The sequence below is a fragment of the Streptomyces sp. NPDC055239 genome, from assembly GCF_053606205.1.
This window is the reverse complement of sequence record NZ_JBSGRD010000002.1, coordinates 348,051-369,996: the sequence shown is the minus strand read 5'-3', so window position 1 is coordinate 369,996 and position 21,946 is coordinate 348,051. Positions and strand designations below refer to the sequence as shown.

Annotated in this window: 15 protein-coding genes; 5 read left to right on the top strand and 10 right to left on the bottom strand. The window is 69.8% G+C overall.

Going from position 1 to position 21,946, the window contains the following annotated elements; translation table 11 throughout:
* Positions 1-475: 475 nt before the first annotated feature.
* The 3 genes from ACWFRJ_RS07860 to ACWFRJ_RS07850 form a co-directional block, all read right to left on the bottom strand.
* Positions 476-2,431 (bottom strand): GMC family oxidoreductase N-terminal domain-containing protein, encoded by a 1,956-nt coding sequence (locus ACWFRJ_RS07860; RefSeq protein WP_453525495.1) that lies wholly within the window; start codon positions 2,429-2,431, stop codon positions 476-478.
* Positions 2,424-4,346 (bottom strand): AMP-dependent synthetase/ligase, encoded by a 1,923-nt coding sequence (locus ACWFRJ_RS07855; protein ID WP_453525492.1) that lies wholly within the window; start codon positions 4,344-4,346, stop codon positions 2,424-2,426. Before ACWFRJ_RS07855 ends, ACWFRJ_RS07860 begins: the two co-directional genes overlap by 8 nt.
* Before the next feature lie 700 nt (positions 4,347-5,046).
* Complete coding sequence (locus ACWFRJ_RS07850) at positions 5,047-5,757, bottom strand: TetR/AcrR family transcriptional regulator (protein WP_453525489.1); 711 nt, start codon at positions 5,755-5,757, stop codon at positions 5,047-5,049.
* 69 nt (positions 5,758-5,826) lie between these two features.
* Here ACWFRJ_RS07850 and ACWFRJ_RS07845 point away from each other — a divergent pair, with 69 nt between their 5' ends.
* The 3 genes from ACWFRJ_RS07845 (at position 5,827) to ACWFRJ_RS07835 (ending at position 9,489) form a co-directional block, all read left to right on the top strand.
* Positions 5,827-6,324 (top strand): SCP2 sterol-binding domain-containing protein, encoded by a 498-nt coding sequence (locus ACWFRJ_RS07845; protein ID WP_453525486.1) that lies wholly within the window; start codon positions 5,827-5,829, stop codon positions 6,322-6,324.
* Between the two features lie 33 nt (positions 6,325-6,357).
* Positions 6,358-7,629 (top strand): acyl-CoA dehydrogenase family protein, encoded by a 1,272-nt coding sequence (locus ACWFRJ_RS07840; protein WP_453525483.1) that lies wholly within the window; start codon positions 6,358-6,360, stop codon positions 7,627-7,629.
* Between the two features lie 168 nt (positions 7,630-7,797).
* Entirely contained in the window at positions 7,798-9,489 is a 1,692-nt protein-coding gene (locus tag ACWFRJ_RS07835; RefSeq protein WP_453525480.1) for a hypothetical protein, read from the top strand.
* Positions 9,490-9,492: 3 nt separating this feature from the next.
* Here ACWFRJ_RS07835 and ACWFRJ_RS07830 read toward each other — a convergent pair whose 3' ends face one another.
* The 3 genes from ACWFRJ_RS07830 to ACWFRJ_RS07820 form a co-directional block, all read right to left on the bottom strand.
* A complete protein-coding gene (locus ACWFRJ_RS07830) occupies positions 9,493-11,145 on the bottom strand; it encodes a YfbK domain-containing protein (RefSeq protein WP_453525477.1) in 1,653 nt (550 codons plus the stop codon).
* A 117-nt stretch (positions 11,146-11,262) separates the two neighbouring features.
* Positions 11,263-12,279 carry a pentapeptide repeat-containing protein gene (locus ACWFRJ_RS07825; protein ID WP_453525474.1) on the bottom strand — a complete coding sequence of 339 codons (1,017 nt, stop codon included), beginning with the start codon at positions 12,277-12,279 and terminating at the stop codon, positions 11,263-11,265.
* Positions 12,280-13,026: 747 nt separating this feature from the next.
* Complete coding sequence (locus tag ACWFRJ_RS07820) at positions 13,027-13,470, bottom strand: ATP-binding protein (RefSeq protein ID WP_453525471.1); 444 nt, start codon at positions 13,468-13,470, stop codon at positions 13,027-13,029.
* A gap of 228 nt (positions 13,471-13,698) precedes the next feature.
* Here ACWFRJ_RS07820 and ACWFRJ_RS07815 point away from each other — a divergent pair, with 228 nt between their 5' ends.
* Positions 13,699-14,538, top strand: coding sequence for a helix-turn-helix domain-containing protein (locus tag ACWFRJ_RS07815; RefSeq protein WP_453525468.1), 840 nt, complete (start codon positions 13,699-13,701; stop codon positions 14,536-14,538).
* A gap of 11 nt (positions 14,539-14,549) precedes the next feature.
* The gene (locus ACWFRJ_RS07810) at positions 14,550-14,738 is read left to right on the top strand and encodes a DUF397 domain-containing protein (RefSeq protein ID WP_453525465.1); all 189 of its coding nucleotides are present in this window, start codon (positions 14,550-14,552) and stop codon (positions 14,736-14,738) included.
* A 24-nt stretch (positions 14,739-14,762) separates the two neighbouring features.
* Here the strand turns inward: ACWFRJ_RS07810 and ACWFRJ_RS07805 are convergent, their stop codons facing one another.
* The 4 genes from ACWFRJ_RS07805 to iolD all read right to left on the bottom strand — a co-directional run bounded on the left by ACWFRJ_RS07805 (position 14,763) and on the right by iolD (position 21,912).
* Positions 14,763-15,548 (bottom strand): ABC transporter permease, encoded by a 786-nt coding sequence (locus ACWFRJ_RS07805; protein WP_453527113.1) that lies wholly within the window; start codon positions 15,546-15,548, stop codon positions 14,763-14,765.
* A 122-nt stretch (positions 15,549-15,670) separates the two neighbouring features.
* Entirely contained in the window at positions 15,671-18,322 is a 2,652-nt protein-coding gene (locus tag ACWFRJ_RS07800) for an alpha/beta fold hydrolase (protein ID WP_453525462.1), read from the bottom strand.
* A 195-nt stretch (positions 18,323-18,517) separates the two neighbouring features.
* Entirely contained in the window at positions 18,518-20,020 is a 1,503-nt protein-coding gene (gene mmsA / locus ACWFRJ_RS07795; RefSeq protein WP_453525459.1) for a CoA-acylating methylmalonate-semialdehyde dehydrogenase, read from the bottom strand.
* A 17-nt stretch (positions 20,021-20,037) separates the two neighbouring features.
* Complete coding sequence (gene iolD, locus ACWFRJ_RS07790; RefSeq protein WP_453525456.1) at positions 20,038-21,912, bottom strand: 3D-(3,5/4)-trihydroxycyclohexane-1,2-dione acylhydrolase (decyclizing); 1,875 nt, start codon at positions 21,910-21,912, stop codon at positions 20,038-20,040.
* Positions 21,913-21,946: the final 34 nt, after the last annotated feature.

The window sequence follows — 21,946 nt, the reverse complement described above, 5'->3', positions numbered from 1 at the left end:
TCCTCTTCGTGTGGGGGTGTCGCTCCTGAGGAGCGGGCGGGCGGGCAAGCTGGCGAGCGGGCGAGCGGGCGATCAAGCTGGGCGACCGTTCGACCGCGTCGCTTTCTGTCCTCTCAGATAGCCAGTGTGGTTGCCTCAGTTGCCTCTTGATCGTTCTCAAGACACGTTCGTGACATGACAGTGGCCGCGTCGTGAAGTACGCATCGGGCGTGGCCTGCCGGCCGGGCGTTCGCAGGCGCTCGCAGGCTTTCGACCACAGGTTCGAGTCCCGCCAGGGTCCCCACAGGCGCCGGTGCGTTCCGTTCCCGCAGTACCGGCGCCCGTGGTCGGGCAGTACCGGCCGTGGAGGGGAGCTCGGCGCGGGCGGTACGCCCTGCCTCCACCGTCCTCCCCCAACCGGGCGCAGAACGGCGGAGACCGGCGCATTTCCTCTACGTCATGCGGCTCCCCGAGCGGTCTGCCTGCTCGGGGGGCTCTACTCCGGTAGGCGCAGTTCCCCGTATGCCCCCGTCGGAACCGCCGGCTTCCGCGGTGCGACGGGCCGCACGCGCGCGTACCCCGTGTCCATGGTCTGCTCCGGGCGCCCGTCCGTCTCGCCCTTGTTCGGCCAGTGCGCCATCGCCCGCTCGGCCTGGGCCGTGATGGTGAGGGACGGGTTCACGCCGAGGTTCGCCGAGATCGCCGAACCGTCCACCACCGAGATGCCGGGGTGGCCGTAGAGGCGGTGGTACGGGTCTATTACTCCCGCCTCCGTAGAGGCGCCTATCGGGCAGCCGCCAAGGAAGTGGGCCGTGAGTGGCTTGTTGAGCAGTTCGCCCAGGTTCGTTCCCGCGAAGCCGTTGATGCGTTCGGCGACCAGGCCCGCCGCCTCCCAGCCCTCGGCGATGTGCACGGGGTTGGGTGCGCCGTGGCCCTGCTCCGCCGTCAGCAGGCGGCGGCGTCCCAGGCGGGTCGTGAGGGAGTTGTCGTGGGTCTGCATGACGAGGCCGATGATCGTGCGCTCCGACCAGCGGTGCGTCGATGCGACTCGCGCCACGAGTACGGGGTGGGTGAGGAAGGCCAGTACGGCGGCCAGCGGCTTGGGGAGGTTGCGGCGGTACTGCGGGACGCAGATCAGCGCCATCAGGTTGGAGCCCTTGCCGTAGCGGACGTTCTCGATGTGAGTGGTGGGGTTCGGGTGGATGGAGGACGTGATGGCGACGCCTCGGGTGAAGTCCAGGGGGCGGCCGTCACCGTGCTTCTTGCGGTAGCGGCGCGGGAACGTCACCGCGCCCACCAGCGCCTCGGAGTTGGTTCGGGTGAGTCCGCCGAGCCGGGAGGAGATGTACGGAAGGGCTCGCTCCTCCTTCATGCGGTGCAGGAGCGTCTGAGTGCCGTACGTACCTGCTGCCAGGACTACGTGGCGGGCGCGCAGGACCGTGCGGCGGCCCCTGCGGCGCTTGTTGGTGGGGACGGTCACCACCTCGTGGCCCCCGGCGATCTCCCGCACCGACACCACCGTCGTCATCGCGCGGATCTCCGCGCCCGCCCGCTCGGCCAGGTACAGGTAGTTCTCGGTGAGGGTGTTCTTGGCGCCCACCTTGCAGCCCGTCATGCACGAGCCGCACTCGGTGCAGGCCCTTCGCGCGGGACCCGCCCCGCCGAAGTACGGATCGGGAACTTCCCGGCGATCGGGAACTTCCCGGCGATCGGGAACTTCCCGGCGATCCGGAACTTCCGGGTGCGTGCCGGGCGTTGAAGGACTGGAACCGGTGGCGCCACCGGCACCGCCATCACCCACGCCATCGCCCATGCCATTGCCGCACGCGCCATCACCGTCCGCGTCCGCCCCGTCGCCGAAGAACACACCCACGGGCGTCAGCCGGAAGGTGTCCGCCACACCCATCCGGTCCGCCGCCGCCCGCAGATGCTCGTCCGCCTCGGTCGTGGTCGGGTTCTGCCGTACGCCGAGCATGCGCCGGGCCTGGTCGTAGTACGGGGCTAGTTCCGCCTGCCAGTCCGTGATGCCCGCCCACTGCTTGTCCTGGAAGAAGGCGGGCGGCGGCACGTAAAGGGTGTTCGCGTAGTTCAGCGAACCGCCGCCCACCCCCGCGCCCGCGAGGACCATGACGTTGCGAAGGAGATGGATGCGCTGGATGCCGTAGAGACCCAGGGCCGGTGCCCACAGGTAGTTCTTCAGGTCCCAGGAGTCGCTGGGCAGTGACTCTCGGGTGAAGCGGCGCCCCGCCTCCAGGACGCCGACGCGGTAGCCCTTCTCGGTCAGGCGCAGGGCAGCGACCGAGCCTCCGAAGCCGGACCCCACCACCAGCACGTCGAAGTCGGGGTCGGGGTCGGGGTCGGGGGCGGGGTCGGGGTTGGGCTCAGGCTCTGAGCCGGGCTCGGAGTCGTACGTCTCTTGAGAGGGCCAGGGTGCCCCCGTCGCCTCACTCACCGTAGAGCGCCTCGATCTCGGCCTCGTACGTCGCTGCCACCGCATGCCGCTTGATCTTCAGCGACGGAGTGAGCAGTCCGTTGTCCTCTGTGAACTCGCCCTCGATCAGGGAGAATTTACGGATGGACTCGGCCCGTGACACCGCCGTGTTGGCGTAGTCCACCGCCTTCTGGACCTCCGCGATCATCTTGGGATCCCGGCACAGTTCGGCGAGCGGGGTGTTCTTCGGGCGCTTTCGTACGGCGAGCCAGTGTTCGACGGCCTCCGGGTCCAGCGTGATGAGCGCCCCGACGTACGAACGGTTGTCGCCGACGACGATGCACTGTCCGACCGGCGTCCGGCTGCGCAGCCGGTCCTCCAGGATCGCCGGGGAGACGTTCTTGCCCCCGGACGTGACGATGATGTCCTTCTTGCGCCCGGTGATCGTGAGATAGCCGTCGTCGTCGAGCGCCCCCAGGTCACCGGTCGCGAACCACTCGTCCCGCAGTACGGCGTCCGTCGCGGCCGGGTTGTTCAAGTACGAGCCGAAGACGATGCCGCCCTTGATGAGCACCTCGCCGTCGTCCGCGATGCGCACCGCCGTGCCCGGCACCGGAAGGCCCACCGTGCCAGGGCGTGGCTTCAGCGGAGGCGTGATGGTCGCGGCGGCCGTGGTCTCCGTCAGGCCGTAGCCCTCGTAGATGACGATCCCTGCGGCGAAGAAGAAGAGGTTGAGGCGGCGGTCGAGAGGTGAGCCGCCGCTGATCGCGTACCGCAGCCTGCCGCCGACCTCCTTGCGGATGCGGCGGTAGACGAGCATTTCGTACAGCGCCCAGCCGAGGCGGAGCCCGATCGACGGGCCGGGGCCGCGCTCGTCGAGGAACTTGTTCAGATACGCATCCCCGAACCGCACCGCGATCCCCTCGGCCCGGTCGAAGGACGCGCCGCGCCCGATCTTCTCGGCGGTCGCGCGGCCCGTTTCGTGGATCTTCTCGAAGAGGTACGGGACGCCGACGACGAACGTCGGTTTGAACGAACGCAGTTCGGGACGCAGGTCGTCCGGCTTGATGCTCGGGCAGTGCGCGAGTTCGATGCGGGCGAGCATGCAGGCGATCTGGATGGTGCGGCCCAGGATGTGGGCGAGCGGCAGGAAGAGGAGCGTGGAGGCGACCTGGCCCGTGATCTCCTGGAAGATGGGGTGCAGCAGGTCGACCGTGTTCGCGGCCTCGGCGTGCAGATTGCCGTGGGTCAGGACGCAGCCCTTGGGCTTGCCGGTCGTGCCCGACGTGTAGCAGATGGTGGCGACGGAGTCCGGGGTGAGGGCGGACCTTCGCTTGGTCACTTCCTCGTCCGACAGATCCCGTCCACCGGCTTCGAGTTCGCTCAGAGCGGCGTCGTCGATGCACAGGATGCGCGGCGGCTCGGCGAGGCCGCCTACCGCCGATTCGGCCGTCGCGACGTTCTCCGCCGTCTCCGTGATCAGCAGCGTCGCGCCGGAGTCCCGTACGATCCACTCGATCTGTTCCGCCGCCGATGTCGCGTACACGGGCACGGTCTGCCCGCCCGCCGCCCAGATCGCGAAGTCCAGTACGGCCCACTCGTACCGGGTGCGGGACATCAGTGCGACCCGGCCGCCCGGTTCGAGCCCGGCGGCCATCAACCCCTTTGCCGTGGCCGTGACTTCGTGCGCGAAGGCCGCCGCGGTGACCGGACGCCACTGGGCGCCCTGCTTGCGGCGCATGACGACCGCGTCGGGGGCCTCGGCGGCGTTGGTGAAGGGGATGTCGGCGGTGCTGCCCGCGGTGGCCTTCGCCGCGAGCCGGGCGGTACTCGCCTCGCGCACGGTGCCGTGCTCGTCCCGGACAAGCTCCACCGTGGCGCGCTCCGCCAGCTCGCCGTGGCGTCGTGCCCGTTTCAGATCCTTGCGTACGCCCATGACGACTCCCGGCTCCCGGCGGCTACCAGCTGACGTGCAGAGGTGGTGCGTGGTGCGTGGTGCGTGCAGAGGTGGTGCGGTGTGCGTGGTGCGGGGTCGTACTTACTGGGAGGTCAACTTACTCATGCGTAAGGAAAGTTCAATGGGGCGGACAGCGAAGAAATCAGTGGGCGGTCGTCACTTCGGTGACATAAGTGCTCACTGAGGTGAGGAAGTCGGCGAGGAGGCCGGGGGTGGGCGAGGAGGCCGGGCGGGAGGGGCGAGGAGGCCGGGTGGCGGGCGGCCGGCGCGGACTCCGGCGCGGATGCCTACGGGGAGGCTGGCGCTAAGTCCGGTGCAGACAGCTACGGGGGGGGCTTGCGCCAAGTCCGCTGCAGACAGCTACGGGGGCTTGCGCCAAGTCTGACGCGGCTGCCCACCGGGAGGCTGGCGCCAGCCTGGTGCGGATACCTACGGGGGCTGACGCCAAGCCCGGTGCGGAGGTCTACCGGGAGGCTGGCGCCAAGCCCGGTGCGGAGGTCTACCGGGAGGCTGGCGCCAAGCCCGGTGCGGAGGTCTGCCGGGGGGCTGACGCCAAGCCCGGTGCGGAGGTCTACCGGGAGGCTGACGCCAAGCCCGGTGCGGAGGTCTACCGGGGGGCTGGCGCCAAGTCCGGAACGGATGCCTACCGGGAGGCTGGCGCCAAGTCCGGTGCGGAGGTCTATGAGGGCTCCGGTGCGGCGCCTGGCGCGGCACCCTCGCCCGGCACCCAGACCTCCCCCTCCAGCACCCGCCCCATCCCCACCCACACCATGTTCATCAACCGCAGCGTGACACCCTCCGGCGACTGGCCCGGGTGGCCGCTCATCCAGTCGGTGAGCGAGTCCGCCGCGCCGACCAGCGCGTACGCGACGAAGTCGGCGTCCTCGTCGTCGAGTTGCGAGCCGCCCGCGCTCTCCGTGATGCCGTCCCGGACCAGGCCCGCGACCTCTGCCATCACCGCGCGCCGCGCGTCGGCGACCGCGGACGCGATCGCCTCGCTCAGTTCCGACGCCTGGCGGTGCAGCACGACCCAGCTGTCGCGGTGCTCGGCGACAAAGGCGAAGAACGCCGAGAGGCCCGCGTGCAGGCGCAGTTCGGGCGCGCCGCCACCGACCTGCGCGCCCCCCACCGCCTGCGCGGCGCCCTGGAAGGCGGCCACGAGGCGGTCGGCCTCGCGGCGCAGGCAGGCGAGGAAGAGCCCCTCCTTCGAGTCGAGGTAGAGATAGACCATCGGCTTGGAGATCCCGGCCAGTTCGGCGATCTCGTCCACGGACGCGGCGTGGTAGCCGCGCTTGGCGAAGACCGCCACCGCCACATCGATGATCTGCTGCTCGCGTTCCTGGCGCGGAACGCGCTTCCGCCGTCCCTCAGTTCTCCCGTTGACCGTCACCCTTGCAGCCTCCCAGACTCGGGGCTACCTTACCCTTTAGTAAGTTTACTGTTGAGTAAGGAGATTGCCATGACGGACGGTGTCGGCGGTGTCAGCGGTGCGGAAGGTGTGGCCGGTCTGGACTTCGCGAGCGTCACTCCCGAGGAGTTCGCGAAGATCGTGAAGGGCCTGTCCGGCAAGGAGATCACCGAGATCGCCCGGGACGCCGAGCTGCGCGCCCGCGTTCTGCAGGAGGTGTTCGGGCGGATGGGCCGCCAGTTCAAGCCGGAGGCCGCGGGCACGCTCAAGGCCCTGATCCGCTGGAAGATCACGGGAGTCGACGAGGGGGCCGAATCGGCCGAGACGGTCTACGAGACGGACATCTCGGAGGGCACCTGCACCGTCCGCGAAGGCCGCTCGAACGCCGAGCCGCGCGTCACGCTCGTCCTGGCCGACGCCGAGTTCCTCAAGCTGGTCTCCGGCAACGCCAACCCCGTGACGATGTTCATGATGCGCAAGCTCAAGGTCGCGGGCGATGTGGCGCTCGCCGCCGGGCTCACCCGCTACTTCGACATCCCGAAGGCCTGACGTCCGGCACCGCCCTACCGAAATGAGATCGTCATGGCCTTCTCGCTCGAACTGACCGAGGAACAGCGGGACCTGCGCGGCTGGGTGCACGGCTTCGCGGCCGACGTGGTGCGGCCTGCGGCCGCCGAGTGGGACGAGCGCGAGGAGACGCCCTGGCCCGTCATCCAGGAGGCCGCGAAGATCGGCCTGTACGGATTCGAGTCCCTGGCCGATCTGTTCGGCGACCCCACCGGGCTCTCGCTGCAGATCGCCAACGAGGAGCTGTTCTGGGGCGACGCGGGCATCGGGATGGCCCTGTTCGGCACGTCGCTCGCGGTGGCCGGGATCTTCTCCGCGGGCACGCCCGACCAGCTCGCCGAGTGGGTACCCCAGTGCTTCGGTGACGAGGACGAGCCCAAGGTCGCGGCGTTCTGCGTCTCCGAGCCCGACGCGGGCTCGGACGTGTCGGCGATGCGGACCCGTGCGACGTATGACGAGGCACGTGACGAGTGGACCCTGTCGGGCCAGAAGGCGTGGATCACGAACGGCGGTATCGCGAACGTCCATGTGGTGGTCGCGTCCGTCGATCCGGAACTTGGCTCGCGGGGGCAGGCGGCGTTCATCGTGCCGCCCGGCACGCAGGGCCTCGAAGGCGCCAAGAAGATAAAGAAGCTGGGGCTGCGGGCCTCGCACACCGCGGATGTCTTCCTGGACGACGTACGCGTGCCGGGGCACTGTCTGCTCGGCGGCAAGGAGCGGCTCGACGCGCGGCTCGCCCGGGCCCGTGAAGGGAGCAAGGCGGGTTCCGGGGGCGGCACGAAGGCGGGTGCCGGAGGCGCGAACGCGGGTTCCGGAGGCGGCCGCGGGCAAGCCGCCATGGCGACCTTCGAGGTGAGCCGGCCGACAGTGGGGGCGCAGGCGCTCGGCATCGCGCGGGCCGCGTACGAGTACGCCCTCGACTACGCGGGCTCCCGGGTCGCCTTCGGCCGCCCCATCATCGAGAACCAGTCCATCGCCTTCGCGCTCGCCGATCTGCGGACCGAGATCGAGGCGGTGCGGCTGCTGATCTGGCAGGCGTCGTGGATGGCGCGGAACGACAAGGCGTTCGACGCGGGGCAGGGCTCCATGTCCAAGCTGCGTGCCGGGGAACTCGCGGTGGCGGCCACGGAGAAGGCCGTGCAGGTGCTGGGGGGCGCGGGGTACAGCAGGGAGCATCCGGTGGAGCGGATGTACCGGGACGCGAAGATCTACACGATCTTCGAGGGGACGAGTGAGATTCAGCGGCTCGTGATCGCTCGGGCGATTTCCGGACGGCAGATTCGCTGAACATTCGGCCCGCCGTGAGCGACTCTGCTCTGTAAAAGCTTGGGGAGCTTGGGGAGCTGAGGGGCTCGGGGAGAAGCCGAGAGGCCTGGGGGAGAAGCTGAGGGGCCCCGGGGAGATTATGTACAAAATAACCTAAAGTACCCACTGACCTGCGCCGATAAAAAGATCATGACGTCGACGCAACTCTCCCTCCGTGAGCCCGACGCCGTCCTCGGGCTGCTCAACAGCCGCCGCGACGTCGGGCGCAGTGTCCGGCGCGGCGTCCTCTGTCTGCTCCCGGCCTGCGTCATCGCGTTCGCCGGGTTCCAGCGGCGCTGGATGTCCGACGACGGGCACATCTACGTCCGTACGGTCCGCCAGATCCTGGCCGGCAACGGCCCCGTCTTCAACGCGGGCGAGCGCGCCGAGTCCTCCACCGGCACCCTGTGGCAGTGGCTGCTCGTGCTTGCGGGACTGCCGGGCATCGACATCGCGAGGGCGGCGATGTACGGGGGGCTGCTGCTGACCGCCGCCGGGTTCGCGCTCGCCTCGCTCGGGGCGCTGCGGCTGTACGCGGACAAGGCGGTCCTCCCTCTCGGCTGCCTCGTCCTGCTCGCCCTGCCGCCCGTCTGGGACTTCGCCACCTCCGGCCTGGAGACCGGCCTCGCCACCTGCTGGATCGCGGGGGCGTGGCTGCTGCTCGTGACGCGCGCGCACTCGCCCGTCACGTGCGTGGTCATCGGGCTCGGCCCGCTCGTACGGCCCGACCTGGCGCTGGTGTCCGCGGTCTTCCTCGGGGCGCAGTGGCTGATGGCGCAGCCCTCGCGGCGGGCCACCTTCGGCGGACTTGGAGCGGCCCTCGCGCTGCCGGTCGCGTACGAGATCTTCCGGATCGGGTACTACGGACAGCTGATGCCGCTGCCCGGCGTGACCAAGGAGGCCTCGCAGAGTCTGTGGGGGCGCGGGTTCGACTATCTCGTGGACTTCGGGGGGCCCTATCTGCTCTGGATGCCCGCGCTGTTCCTGCTCGCCGCCCTGCTTCCGTCGGCTGCGGAGAGGCGTGACGCCGCACCGCTGATCCCCGCGCTCGCGCCCGTGGTCGCGGGGCTCCTCTGCTGGCTCTACGTCATCAAGGTCGGCGGCGACTTCATGCACGGCCGGATGTTCCTGCCGGGTCTGCTTCTCATGCTCCTGCCGGTCTTCCTGGTGCCGCTCACGCGCGCGTGGACCATCGCGGCGGTGGGCATCGGGGTCTGGGCCGTGGCCTGCGCGAGCTTGCTGCGGAGTCCGTACGAGGGGCGGATCGGGCCCGACGGGGTGGCGGACGAACGCGGTGTGTACGTCCAGCAGAACGCCGCCGCTCACCCCCTCCACCACTACTTCGCGGGCTATCCGAGCAACGTCGCGTACGCACGTCTCGTACGCGACGCCGGTCGCGCGGGAACTCCGAGCCTGTTCCTCGCCAGAACCCCGGCCACCGCCAACTCCCCCACCGTCACCGGCGTCTACAGCACCCTCGGCTTCAGCGGCACCGTGGTCCCCCTGAACGGCGCCGCCCTCGATCCGATCGGCCTCGCCTATCCGCTGGCCGCCCACTCCGAGCGCATCGACGGCCGCGTGGGCCACGACAAGCGGCTGCCCGACACGTGGATCTTCGCCGACCGTGGGCGCGGCCCTCTCCCTGAGGGCCTCGACCCGGCGGGTGTCGCCGCCGCCCGGCGGGCACTCGGCTGCGGTCCGCTGGCCGAGCTGCGGGCGGCTACGCGGGATCCGATGACGCCGGGGCGGTTCCTGCGCAATGTCACCGGGGTGTGGGAACGGACGTCGTTCCGCTTCCCGAACGACCCGGTACGGGCCGAACGGAAGCTCTGCGGTGGGTAACCGCTAGCCGGTCATCTCGCCTTCCCCCTCGTCCTCTCCCCCGCTTCCGTATCCACCGGTGAGGCGGTCCGCCTGCCGGACGGCGGTCGCGAGGTCGCGGAGGGACTTGTCGTTGTCGCCGTCCGATGACAACTCATCCGCGCTCCTGGCCAGTTCGGCCAGCGAGGGCGCGCCGGGGAGGGACTGCTGATCGGAAGAGCCGGTGGCGGTGGACATCGGCTCCGGAGCCGTGGCGGAGGTCCCCTGCCGCAGCGCGTCCGCGAAGTACGCGGCGACCGCCGTGGTCCGCAGCCCGCGGTCGGCGTTCCACAGCTCGCCCTCCAGGTCGCCCGACTCGATCTGGTTCGACTCCTCGTGCGGGGCACGGCTGTCGGGGTCGAGCCAGCGGACGCTGGCCGTCGCCACGTGACCGCTGGTGGCGGGCCTCAACCGCACCGCGTACAGCGCCGTCACCGTATGTCCGGGCCCGACCTCGCCGCCGTCCACGCTGTCGTCGCGGAAGTCGTCGTCGGCGACCGCGCGGTTGTCGTAGCCGATGAGCCGGAACTGCTTGACGGTCTTCGGGTCGAAGGCGACCTGCGCCTTCGCGTCGCGGGCGCGCAGTTCGATGTTGGCCGGTAGCTGCTCGCAGAAGACCTTCCTGGCCTCCTCGCTGTCCGACACGTACGTGGTGTGGCCGTCGCCCTTGTCGGCGAGGCGTTCCATCAAGGCGTCCCCGTAGTCGCTGCCGACGCCCACTCCGAAGAGGGTGATGCCGTGTTCGCGCCGGGCGTCGGAGATGCGCTCCAGGATGCCGTCGGCGCTGGTCTCGCCGGTGTTGGCGAGGGCGTCGGAGAGGAGCACTACGCGGTTGGTGGCGCCATCGCGCCGTGCGCCCACCGCGGTGTCGTACCCCGTGCGGATGCCCGCCTCAAGGTTGGTGGACTGGGTCGGCTCCATCTCGTTGACGGCCGAGTGCACCTTGCCGCGGTGGTCCCCGAGGCGGGTCATGGGCAGCACCGTCTTGGCGCTGTCGCTGAAGGTGACGAGCGCGATGGAGTCGTCGTCGCGCAGCTTGTCGGTCATGATCGCGAGCGACTCCTTGACCAGGTCGAGGCGGCCGGGCTCCGCCATCGAGCCGGAGACGTCGATCACGAAGGTGAGGGCAGCGGGCGGACGTTCGCTGTCCACCCCTTCCCCACGGGTGGCGAGCCCCACCCGCATCAGGGACCAGCCCTCCGCCTCCGTACGGCCACCGTCCACGTTCACGGAGAAGCCGTCGCCCTCGGGGCGCGGGTAGTCCTGACGGAAGCTGTTGACGAACTCTTCGGGGCGTACGGTCGCCGGGTCCGGGAGGCGGCCTTCGGCGAGGGTACGGCGGGCAAAGCCGTAGGAGGCGGTGTCCACGTCCAGGGCGAAGGTGGAGAGGTAGTCGGGCGGCGGCGCGAAGTCCCGCTGCTTGCCGTCCTGTTGCTCACCAGGGGTGCCCGCGTCGCCCCCGGTGCCGGGCGAGGCGGGGCCCGGCGCGGGCAGGGGCGCGGTGCCGCGCCGCTCCTTCCCGCTGTTGTCACTGGCCCGTTCCGTGTTCTGGCCTCCACCGGAACTGCACCCGGTGAGCAGCAGCCCACTCGCCACAGCCGCGGCGAGCAGCCCCCGCCGTACTTTCCAGGTCCCCATCCTGGCCCCCTCGCGTCGTCGCTTCACATGACTGTGACGCGCGAGGCAACGCGAACGCTCACTCGAAAGCATTGCGGAAGAGTCTCGATGCGGGCACGGGGAGCCGCCACGGCCCTGCTACGAGGGGTCCTGAGGGAAGAAGCTCAAGGGTTGCAGTGGCGGCGCGTTGTCCGCGGCCAGCACTCCCGCAGCTGCCGCGTCGAAGCCATGGGGCCAGATCGTTGTGGTGTCGGCTACGGCCCCGGTGAGCGTGGCCTCGGCCAGGTTGGTGCCGGTCAGAACAGCACCACGCAGATCGGCCAGCTCGAACCGCGCGCCCTCGACGACTGCGGCCGTCAAGTCGGCGTTGCTGAGGTCCGTCGCGCGCAGATCGGTGCCGTCGAGCCGGGCGTAACACAACAGTACGGACCGCAGGGAGGCCTGGCGCATGTCAGCTTTCACGAGTACGGCTCTGACCAGCCACGTTCCGGACAGATCGACGCGCTTCAGATTGGCGCCCCGTAGGTGCACGTTTGTCAGATCGGCATAGTGCAGGTCCGCATCCTCGAGATTCGCGAAATCCAGCATCGTGCGCCGTAGATCCACTCGCTGAAGACGCAGTTCCATCCCCTTGGGTCTCGGGGCACGTCCGAGCACGGTGACCGCCGTGTGCACATCCGGAGAGCGTATGACCAGCAAGGTCTCACCCGCGTGCGCCAGTGCCACTTCAGCGCTGTGCGCGATGTCGCGGGGGGATGGACGGGCATCGAGCGGTACTGCGAGCGCGTTGCGTTGCGCAAAAAGGCAGAGCACCTCAGCGACGGCGCCGCGGTCATCTCGGGAGTCGACAGCAATTCTCTCCAGCGCGAAGATCGCACCGATGCGCACACCCGCACTCTGGTGACCCAACTGCTCTACTGCGGCGGCGAATCGGCCAGTGAGCTGCCCATGGCGGCTCACCTGTAACTGCCTCCAAGTGAAGAACGCTCCCACCAGCAAGGCCAGCCCGGCCAGCCCCTGAAGCAGCGTGGTCCGTATGTCATTGATCGCCTTCGCCCGATCCGGGACGCGGGTTCCTGCGGTGTCCCAGTCCAGCAGATGGCGTGGCGCCACGACGACGATCAGAACGACGAGGATCACGCTCGCGACGGCCACGAAGAGGCCAAGCATCCACGACCGACCGGAGTCAGGCTCCGCGGGACGCGGCACCTCCCGCACCCGATGCCCAGGCAAGACCTGGGACCTTCTCCCCGCGCGCGCCATCTCTCCCCCCCTCTCACCGACCACGCATCGACAAAATGCTGCACCCCCGTGAAGAGCCTCAAACTCTGTCTCCATGGAGACGCGTTGTGCTTATACGCAACGTGAAGTCACAGAACGGAGGCAACACCACCGCGTACGTGTCGTGAGTAGCTGTTGCGGCGGTTGCTGACGGTGAGGTGCGCGAATCGGCAGCGGGCCGAGGCGAATGCTGTGGCTGGCGGGGGTATATCGAGCGTGAGGGGTGGCTTGCAAAAAAATCCCACCCTACCCTCGGCACAGCGTGGCGTGTCGTGGGACTTTCCTGCAATTGACTGCCGGTGGCCGCTCTTGTGGGCTTGGGTGCCCCCGCGCCCCCCTTACGCCCCTTTGGCGGCCACCCCGACGAACCAGTCCGCGCCCGGCGTTAAAACCGAACAACTCTGCGTGCGTGGTCGAGAGTCCCGCCTCTCGGGCCGCCCGGTCGCATTCCTTCACGTGGTGCAGGGGTGGGTGTCAAGGGTGGAGCGCAGCGGAATCGGCGTAGCCGACGCGACGTAGGAGCGCCCTTTACTCCCGGCCCGGAACCACCAGACTCACGGCAACCGGGCGGCCCCGGCGCCCATCCAATCGCCGGTCCACCACAACCCCGCCCCGCCCCGCTCACGCGGCCGAGAGTTCGCACCAGACGTACTTTCCGGAGTCCCCCGTGCTCGTGAGCGGATACCAGCCCCAGCCGTCGGCACAGGTGCGGACTAGGGCCAGACCCCGGCCACGCTCAGCATCCAGGGCGGTGCTCGACGGTGGCGCCGGTGGTGTGGGGTCGGCGTCCCAGACGCCGATGCGGAGAAGCAGACCCGTCCAGCGCAGGCGCAGGGCCGCGGGGCCCTTGGTGTGACACAGGGCGTTGCTGACCAGTTCGGTGGCCACGAGTTCAGCGGCTTCGGAGAGGTGAGGCAGGCCGTGCGCGGCGAGGATCAGGCGCAGGGTGCGTCGGCAGATCGTGACGGCGCGGGGGTCGTGGGGGATGTAGAGGGTGTACTCCCACGGCTCGGGTGCGGGTGCGGGATCGGGAGCGGGAGCGGGGTCTTCCGGCGTTTTCGGCATGGCGGAACTCCGGGTGGCATGAGGGGGCTGGATCGCTGCGGCGGGTGAGCGGTGGCAGTTTCACGGCCGTCATGGCAGGACGGGGCGGTGCGCTTCCGGGATCCCGACAGTCTCGCAGCGTGTGCGCTACATCACCGACAGTAGGGGTATAGCTGTACCAGGGTCAAGTCTTCCCCCTACTATGGTGCCTCTCAACTAGCCTGAAAGCAGGGGCAAATGGCAGCGAGGGTGACCATCACGGCGCGACAGGAGCGTCTGGGTAAAGAACTTCGCAGGCTCAGGGAGCGGGCGGGGCTGTCCCTCCGGGAGGCGGCTCGCGCTACGGGGATCAACGAGGGCAAGTTCTCCGCCATGGAATCAGGGCGTGTCGCAACGAGCGCTGACCGCGTCCGACTCCTGGCCGGGCAGTACGCATGCGACGACCCCGCGTTGATCGATGCTCTGGCAGCCATGACCGGCGAACGTGCACGCGGCTGGTGGGACGCGCACCGCCGCATGCTCCCGCAAGGCTTCCTGGACCTGGCAGAACTGGAGCACCACGCCACGTACTTGAGGTCATTCGAGAACGTGCAGATCCCCGGCCTGTTCCAGACCGAGGAGCACGTGCGGGCGATCTACTCCTCATCCGCGGCTCGGCTCCCCAAGGAGCAGTTGGAAGCGCGCATGCGCTTCCGCCGGGAACGGCAGAATGTTCTCGGCAAGGAGGAGCCGTTCCGCTTCGAAGTGGTGATCCACGAGGCGGCGCTGCGTGTCAGGGTCGCGAATCGCGAAGTTGCCCGAAGGCAATTGCTGCACATCCTGGAGCAGTCCGAGCATCCGCAAGTCACGGTCCGGGTGGTTCCGTTCGATGTGGATGGCTTCACCCGGATCGGCAACCCGATGCTGATCCCCGGTGGCTCTATCCCACAGTTGGACACAGTGCTCTTGGACACCGCGCACGGCGCCACGTACATGGATGCGGAGGCACAGCTCAGCCGGTATCGAAGGGTGATCGACGACGTGGAAGGGGCGGCGCTGGGCGTCGTAGAGTCGAAGGACTTCTTGCACGAACTGGCAAAACGCCCCTGAAAGGTCCCGCCATGACACCGGCCCTCGCATGGCAGAAGTCCTCGTACTCCGGCGACGAAGACGCGCCGAACTGCGTAGAACTCACCGCAACCCCTGGAGCCATCCTGCTCCGCGAGAGCGAAGCCCCCAGCACGGAGCTGTCCGCCTCCCCCAAACAACTCGCCGCCCTCATACGCAGCGTGAAGTCACGAAAGGCATAAAAGGGAGGCAAAGCCCCCCGCCTCTCAACTAACCACGTCCTTCCGCGCGAACCCCCTGAACGCCAGCGCGAACAGCACCAGTGCGTACGCCACCGAGACGGCCGAGCCCTGGATCATGCCGCCCCACTCAGGGCGGGGCTGGATCGCGTCTGCCCAGGCGAACTGCCAGTGCGCCGGCAGGAAGTCGCGCCAGCTGCCCAGTGCCGTCACCGCGTCCAGGACGTTGCCGACGATCGTCAGGCCCACCGCGCCGCCCACCGCGCCCAGCGGCGCGTCCGTCTTGGTGGAGAGCCAGAACGCGAGCGCTGCCGTGACCAGTTGGGAGATGAAGATGTACGCCACGACGATCACGAGGCGTTGGGCCGCTGTTCCGGCGGGGAGGGTGCCGCCCGTCGGGATCTCCAGTGGGCCCCAGCCGTACGTCACTGTTCCGACCGCCAGGGCGATCAGGGGGAGCAGTACCATCGCCGCCGCGCTGAGGCCGAGCGCCACGGCCAGCTTCGACCACAGCAGGCGGGCCCGTGGCACCGGAGCTGCCAGGAGGTAGCGCAGGGACGACCAGCTCGCCTCCGAGGCGACCGTGTCCCCGCAGAACAGTGCGACGGGGATGACCAGGAGGAAGCCCGCCGAGACGAACAGGCACGTCGCCGCGAAGTTCGCGCCGGATGCCGTGGCCGTGTCCATCAGCGTCACTCGGCCGCTTCTGGACTCCGGGGAGCCCGCGATGGTGAACGCGAGGACGAGGACGAAGGGCAGCAGGCCCATCACCCCGGCCATCACCAGGGTCCGGCGCCGCTTCAGCTGGCGCATCGCCTCGACCCGCAGCGGCAGTGTGCGGCCGGGGCGGTATCCGGGGGCCGTGACGCGTTCCGTGCCCGGCTCTGTACTCGGATCCGTGCCCGGCCCCGTGCCGGGCCCCGTGGCTGTGGCGCTCATGCGGTGCCTCCGTCGATCAGGGTCAGGAACGCGTCTTCGAGGCGGCGGTGCGGGCCCATGGACTCCACGGGCAGTTCCAGGCGCACCAGTTCGGCGAGGAGGCGTGCGGCGCTCGCCTCCTCCGTACCGTCGAGGCGTACCAGGAGACCGCTGTCCGCGCGAACCGCCGATGCGACGCCCGGCAGCGCGGCCACCTTCTCGACGAGTGGATCGGAGACGTCCTCCGCGAGGCCCACCAGGAGCGTGTCGCCGGAGCCGACGATCTCGGAGACCGGGCCCGCCTGGATGAGGCGGCCGCGGTCCATGACCACCAGATGCGTGCAGGACTGCTCGACCTCGGCGAGGAGGTGGCTGGAGACTATGACCGTGCGGCCACCCCGCGCGTACTGGATCATGACCTCGCGCATCTCGCGGATCTGTGGCGGGTCGAGGCCGTTGGTCGGTTCGTCGAGGATCAGCAGGTCCGGCATGCCGAGCATGGCCTGGGCGATCGCGAGCCGCTGCCGCATGCCCTGCGAGTACGTCCGCACCGCGCGGGCAAGCGCGTCGCCGAGCCCGGCGATCTCCAACGCCTCGTCCATGCGGGCGTCTTCAGCGGGGCGCCCGGTGGCCTTCCAGTACAGCTCCAGGTTCTCGCGACCGGAGAGGTGCGGCAGGAAGCCCGCGCCCTCGACGAACGCGCCGACCCGGGAGAGGACGGGTGCGCCAGGACGGATCGCCTGCCCGAAGACGCGGATCTCGCCCGCGTCGGGCCGGATGAGGCCCATGAGCATGCGCAGGGTCGTCGTCTTGCCCGCGCCGTTCGGGCCGAGGAGGCCGAGCACCTGGCCCTTCTCGACGCTGAAGGAGAGGTCACGGACCGCGTAACGGTCCACCGACTTGGCGTACCGCTTGCTCAAGTCAGTTATCCGCAGCGGTACTTCAGCGAGCTCCGGGTCCGGCGCGGGCGCCGTCGTCCTCCGCCGCGCGGTGAGCAGGAGCAGCACCGCGATCACCGCGCCGGACGCCGGGAGCCACCACACCCAGGCGGGCAGCGGTGTCGCGGCCGTCTTCACGCCGGGCGCGGTGGGGACCGCCAGGTCGCCCTTCAAGGCGACGCTGTACGTGGCGGGCTGCGTCGGAGAGGCGTAGCCCAGGTCCGTCGAGGCGAGGACGAGGCGGAGGCGGTGGCCCTTCTGTACGTCGTGGTCGACGGCGGGCAGGGTGACGGTGACGTCCTTGCCCGCCTTCGCGCCCTCCACGCGGATCGGCGAGACCAGTTGGGAGGGCAGGACTTTCTGAGTGCCGCCAGGACCGACGTCGTACACCTTCCCGAAGAGCACGGCGTCCTCGCTGCTGGACTTGACGTGCACCCGCGCCTGCGGCGATCCGGTGATGCGCAGGTCGTCCTTGAACGGCGCCGACTCGAAGCTCGCGTTCTGGCCCGGGAAGTCGAGGGAGACTCCGACACCGAGCGAGGACAGCTGGTTGAGTCCGCCGCCGCCCGCGCCCGGGAGCGCGGAGATGGCGGGCGGGGCAGCGCCCGCGGGGTTCTCGAAGCGCTGCTCGCGCCCGGTGAGCGCGATCTCCCGCTGCCCGCTCTCCAGGCCGGGATAGCGGTCGCCGCTGGCTCCCCGCGTCGTCGCGGACCCGTTGGTGGAGTCCATGCCTCCGGTGCGGGTGACCCGGAATCCCGGGCCGGTGTCCGCGCTCTTGTCGTCCTTCAGGTAGCGGTCGAACCACGATCCGATGCGGCCGTTCACGCGGCCCGTCTCGCGGTCGCCGCCGTCATGGCCGCCGGAGATCCAGTCGACGGACACGGGCGCGTGATTGGCGCGGAGCGCCTTGGCGGTGGCGTCGGCCTGGCCGAGCGGGAAGAGGGAGTCGGTCTGCCCCTGGAAGAGCAGGGCGGGCACCTTGATGCGGTCGCCCACGGCGACGGGGCTGCGCTCGGCGAGGATCTTGCGCGCCGCGGCATCCGGCTTTCCGGCTTCCGCGACCCGGTTGTACATGTCGCAGAGCTGCTTCTCGAACCGCTCGCAGCCGCCTCCGGTGTTGATGAAGAGGCCTGCCCAGAGCTTCTTGAAGACGCCGTTGGGGAAGAGGGCGTCGCTGAGGTTCCAGTACGTGATCTGGGGGGCGATGGCGTCCACGCGGTCGTCGTACCCGGCGGTGAGGAGGGAGATCGCGCCTCCGTACGAAGCGCCGGTCATGCCGACACGCGGGTCGCCCTTCTTGTCCAGCTGCACCTCGGGCTGCTTCGCCAGCCAGTCGATCAGATGGGAGGCGTCGGCGACCTCGCCCTTCGGGTCGTTGAGGCCGATCTTGCCGGTGGACTTGCCGAAGCCGCGGGCCGACCAGGTCAGGACCGCGTACCCCTTACTGGCGAGGTCTTCCGCCTGTGCGCGCAGCTCGTCCTTGTTGGCGCCGAAGCCGTGGCCGATGAGGACGGCGGGGCGCTTCTTCGACGCGTCACCCGCGGTGAAGTACGACGTGTCGATCTTCGCGCCGCCCGCGCCCGTCATCTGCATGACGCGGTCCTCGCGGTGCACGGCGGGCCCGTCGTCCGACGCCGCCGCCGTCCAGGTGCCTGCGCCCGCGAGCACCGCGAGGGCGGCCACCGCGGCGAGCAGTCTGCGCTTGGGCAGCTTCGGCAGTCGTAGATCCATGCGTCAACCGTACGGGCGGGGGCTGACAACCGGGGCAGCCGGTGGTGTGAACCCGGTTGTCTCCCTGGGGAGTACGTGAAGGGGCCTGCGTACAGCGGCTGCGGTACGCCGCGAGCCGGGTGCCGCGGGGCGGGAGTTCCGGCCCCGCGGCACCATCAGCTCAAGCTCGACGATTACGTCGGCTCAAGATCGAGCTCAGTGATTCCGCGGGAACCCCAGGTCCACGCCCTCCGGCGCGTCCGACGGGTCCGGCCAGCGCGTGGTGACGACCTTGCCCCGGGTGTAGAAGTGCGTCCCGTCATTTCCGTAGATGTGGTGATCTCCGAAGAGCGAGTCCTTCCAGCCACCGAAGGAGTGGTAGCCGACCGGCACCGGAATCGGGACGTTCACGCCCACCATCCCGGCCTCGATCTCCAGCTGGAAGCGCCGCGCGGCGCCGCCGTCGCGGGTGAAGATCGCCGTGCCGTTGCCGAAGGGCGACGCGTTCATCAGCGCCACGCCCTCCTCGTACGTGTCGACTCGAAGGACGCAAAGGACAGGGCCGAAGATCTCGTCCTTGTACGCGGCGGCCTTCACGGGTACGCGGTCCAGGAGCGAGAGGCCGATCCAGTGGCCGTCCTCGAAGCCCTCGACCGTGTGGCCGGTGCCGTCCAGGACGACCTCGCAGCCCTCGGCGGCCGCACCCGTCACGTACGACGCGACCTTGTCGCGGTGCGCCGCCGTGATGAGCGGGCCCATCTCCGAGGCCGGGTCGTTGCCGGGGCCGATCTTGATCTTCTCGGCGCGCTCCTTGATCTTCGCGACGAGCTCGTCGGCGATCGACCCGACCGCGACGACGGCCGAGATGGCCATGCAGCGCTCGCCCGCCGAGCCGTACGCCGCCGAGACGGCCGCGTCGGCCGCCGCGTCGAGGTCCGCGTCCGGCAGGACCAGCATGTGGTTCTTGGCGCCGCCGAGCGCCTGCACGCGCTTGCCGTTGGCGGTCGCTGTGGTGTGGATGTGGCGGGCGATCGGCGTGGAGCCGACGAAGGAGACGGCCGCCACGTCCGGGTGCGCGAGCAGCCGGTCCACGGCCACCTTGTCGCCGTGCACGACGTTGAAGACGCCGTCCGGGAGCCCGGCCTCGGACAGCAGTTCGGCGATCTTCAGCGCCGCCGACGGGTCCTTCTCCGACGGCTTCAGTACGAAGGTGTTGCCGCACGCGATGGCGAGCGGGAACATCCACATCGGCACCATGGCCGGGAAGTTGAACGGCGTGATGCCCGCGACGACGCCGAGGGGCTGGCGGATGGACGAGACGTCCACGCGCGAGGCGACCTCCGTCGACAGCTCGCCCTTCAGCTGGACCGTGATCCCGCAGGCGAGGTCCACGATCTCCAGGCCGCGGGCGACCTCACCGAGCGCGTCCGAGTGCACCTTGCCGTGCTCGGCGGTGATCAGCTCGGCGATCGCGTCACGGTTGGCGTCGAGCAGCGCGCGGAAGGCGAAGAGCACCGAGGTGCGCTTGGCGAGGGACGACTTGCCCCACGTGGCGTACGCCTCGCGCGCGGAGCCGACGGCGGCGTCCACCTCGTCCACGGACGCGAAGGCGACCTGCGTGGTGACGGCGCCGGTCGCGGGGTCGGTGACCGGGCCGTACGTACCCGACACACCCTCGACGGACTTCCCGCCGATCCAGTGATTGACGGTCTTCGTCATGACAAGCATCCCTACTCTCACAGGTGGCGGCGTCGGGCTGAGACGTGCCGGTCGTACTCTTTCCTGGCCTTGATCGCGGACGGCCGGTCCGCGGTCTCGGCCACGGGCACATCCCACCACGCCTGCGCCGGAGGCGGGGGCGACACTGTGTCTGCCGTTTCCGTCTCCACGTAGACACATGTGGGACCGTCGGCCACCCGCGCCTCCGCAAGAGCATCGCGCAGGTCAGCCACTGTTTTGGCGCGAATCACCCGCATCCCGAGCGAGGCCGCGTTGGCCGCGAGATCGACGGGCAGCGGGGCACCCGTGTACGTACCGTCGGGCGCCCGGAAGCGGTAGGCGGTCCCGAACCGCTCGGCGCCCACGGACTCGGAGAGCCCGCCGATGGACGCGTACCCGTGGTTCTGCAGGATCACGACCTTGATCGGGATGTTCTCCTGGACCGCCGTCACGATCTCGGTGGGCATCATCAGATACGTTCCGTCGCCGACCAGCGCCCAGACCGGACGCTCCGGCGCGGCCATCGCGACGCCGATCGAGGCGGGGATCTCGTATCCCATGCAGGAGTAGCCGTACTCGACGTGGTACTGCCAGGGCGAGCGCGTCCTCCACAGCTTGTGGAGATCTCCGGGGAGGGATCCGGCCGCGTTGATGATCACGTCCTCGTCCGTGACAAGCGCGTCGAGCAGGCCGAGGACTTGGAGCTGTGTGGGCCGCACGTCGGGTTCGTCGGTTGCGTAAGCCGCGTCGACGCGCTGCTCCCAGCGCACCTTGTCCTCGGTGTACTCGGCGACGTACGCGGGCGGCACCCGCCACCCCTCAAGGGCGCCGGTCAGCGCCTCCAGGCCCGCGCGCGCGTCCGCGATCAGGGGCGCGCCCGCCATCTTGTGGCCGTCGAACGCCGTGATGTTGAGGTTGAGGAAGCGGACGCCGGGCTCGGCGAAGAGTGTGTGGGACGCGGTGGTGAAGTCGCTGTAGCGGGTGCCGACGCCGATCACCAGGTCGGCGGTGCGGGCCAGTTCGTCGGCCGTGGCCGTGCCCGTGTGCCCGATGGCGCCGACGTCCGCCGGATGGTCGAAGCGCAGAGAACCCTTGCCCGCCTGGGTGGAGGCCACGGGAATGCCGGTCGCATCCGCGAGCTCCCGCAGCGCCTCCTCGGCGGCGCTGTGGTGGACTCCGCCGCCCGCGACGATCAGCGGGCGCCGCGCCTCGCGCACGGCCCGCGCGGCGGCGGCCAGTTCACGCGGGTCGGGGGCCTGACGGCGTACGCCCCACACCCGCTCCTCGAAGAACTCCTCCGGCCAGTCGAAGCCTTCCGCCTGCACGTCCTGCGGAAGCGCGAGGGTGACGGCGCCGGTCTCCGCCGGGTCGGTGAGCACGCGCATCGCGGCGAGCGCGGCCGGGATCAGCGCCTCGGGACGGGTGATCCGGTCGAAGTACTTCGACACCGGGCGTAGACAGTCGTTGACCGACACATCGCCCGCGTACGGGACTTCGAGCTGCTGGAGCACCGGGTCGGCGGGGCGCGTCGCGAAGGTGTCGCCCGGCAGCAGGAGCACCGGGAGGTGGTTGATGGTCGCGAGCGCGGCGCCGGTGACGAGGTTGGTCGCGCCGGGCCCGATGGACGTGGTGACGGCGTGCGTGGACAGGCGGCCCGACTGACGGGCGTACCCGACGGCGGCGTGCACCATGGCCTGTTCGTTACGGCCCTGGTGGTAGGGCATGTCGTCGCCGTACTCCACGAGTGCCTGGCCGATTCCGGCGACATTGCCGTGCCCGAAGATGCCCCAGGTGGCGCCGATGAGCCGCTGCCGCTCGCCGTCGCGTTCGGTGAACTGCCGAGACAGGAAGCGGACGAGGGCCTGCGCGGTGGTGAGCCTCGTCGTGGTCATCGTTTTCCCTCCGCCGTCATCGGTGTACCTCCGC

Coding starts and splice junctions, on each gene's coding strand:
- ACWFRJ_RS07800 (WP_453525462.1), bottom strand. CDS start 18,322: ATGGATCTACGACTGCCGAAGCTGCCCAAGCGCAGACTGCTCGCCGCG.
- ACWFRJ_RS07845 (WP_453525486.1), top strand. CDS start 5,827: ATGACGGACGGTGTCGGCGGTGTCAGCGGTGCGGAAGGTGTGGCCGGT.
- ACWFRJ_RS07830 (WP_453525477.1), bottom strand. CDS start 11,145: ATGGGGACCTGGAAAGTACGGCGGGGGCTGCTCGCCGCGGCTGTGGCG.
- iolD (WP_453525456.1), bottom strand. CDS start 21,912: ATGACCACGACGAGGCTCACCACCGCGCAGGCCCTCGTCCGCTTCCTG.
- ACWFRJ_RS07840 (WP_453525483.1), top strand. CDS start 6,358: ATGGCCTTCTCGCTCGAACTGACCGAGGAACAGCGGGACCTGCGCGGC.
- ACWFRJ_RS07810 (WP_453525465.1), top strand. CDS start 14,550: ATGACACCGGCCCTCGCATGGCAGAAGTCCTCGTACTCCGGCGACGAA.
- ACWFRJ_RS07805 (WP_453527113.1), bottom strand. CDS start 15,548: ATGCGCCAGCTGAAGCGGCGCCGGACCCTGGTGATGGCCGGGGTGATG.
- ACWFRJ_RS07820 (WP_453525471.1), bottom strand. CDS start 13,470: ATGCCGAAAACGCCGGAAGACCCCGCTCCCGCTCCCGATCCCGCACCC.
- ACWFRJ_RS07855 (WP_453525492.1), bottom strand. CDS start 4,346: ATGGGCGTACGCAAGGATCTGAAACGGGCACGACGCCACGGCGAGCTG.
- ACWFRJ_RS07835 (WP_453525480.1), top strand. CDS start 7,798: ATGACGTCGACGCAACTCTCCCTCCGTGAGCCCGACGCCGTCCTCGGG.
- mmsA (WP_453525459.1), bottom strand. CDS start 20,020: ATGACGAAGACCGTCAATCACTGGATCGGCGGGAAGTCCGTCGAGGGT.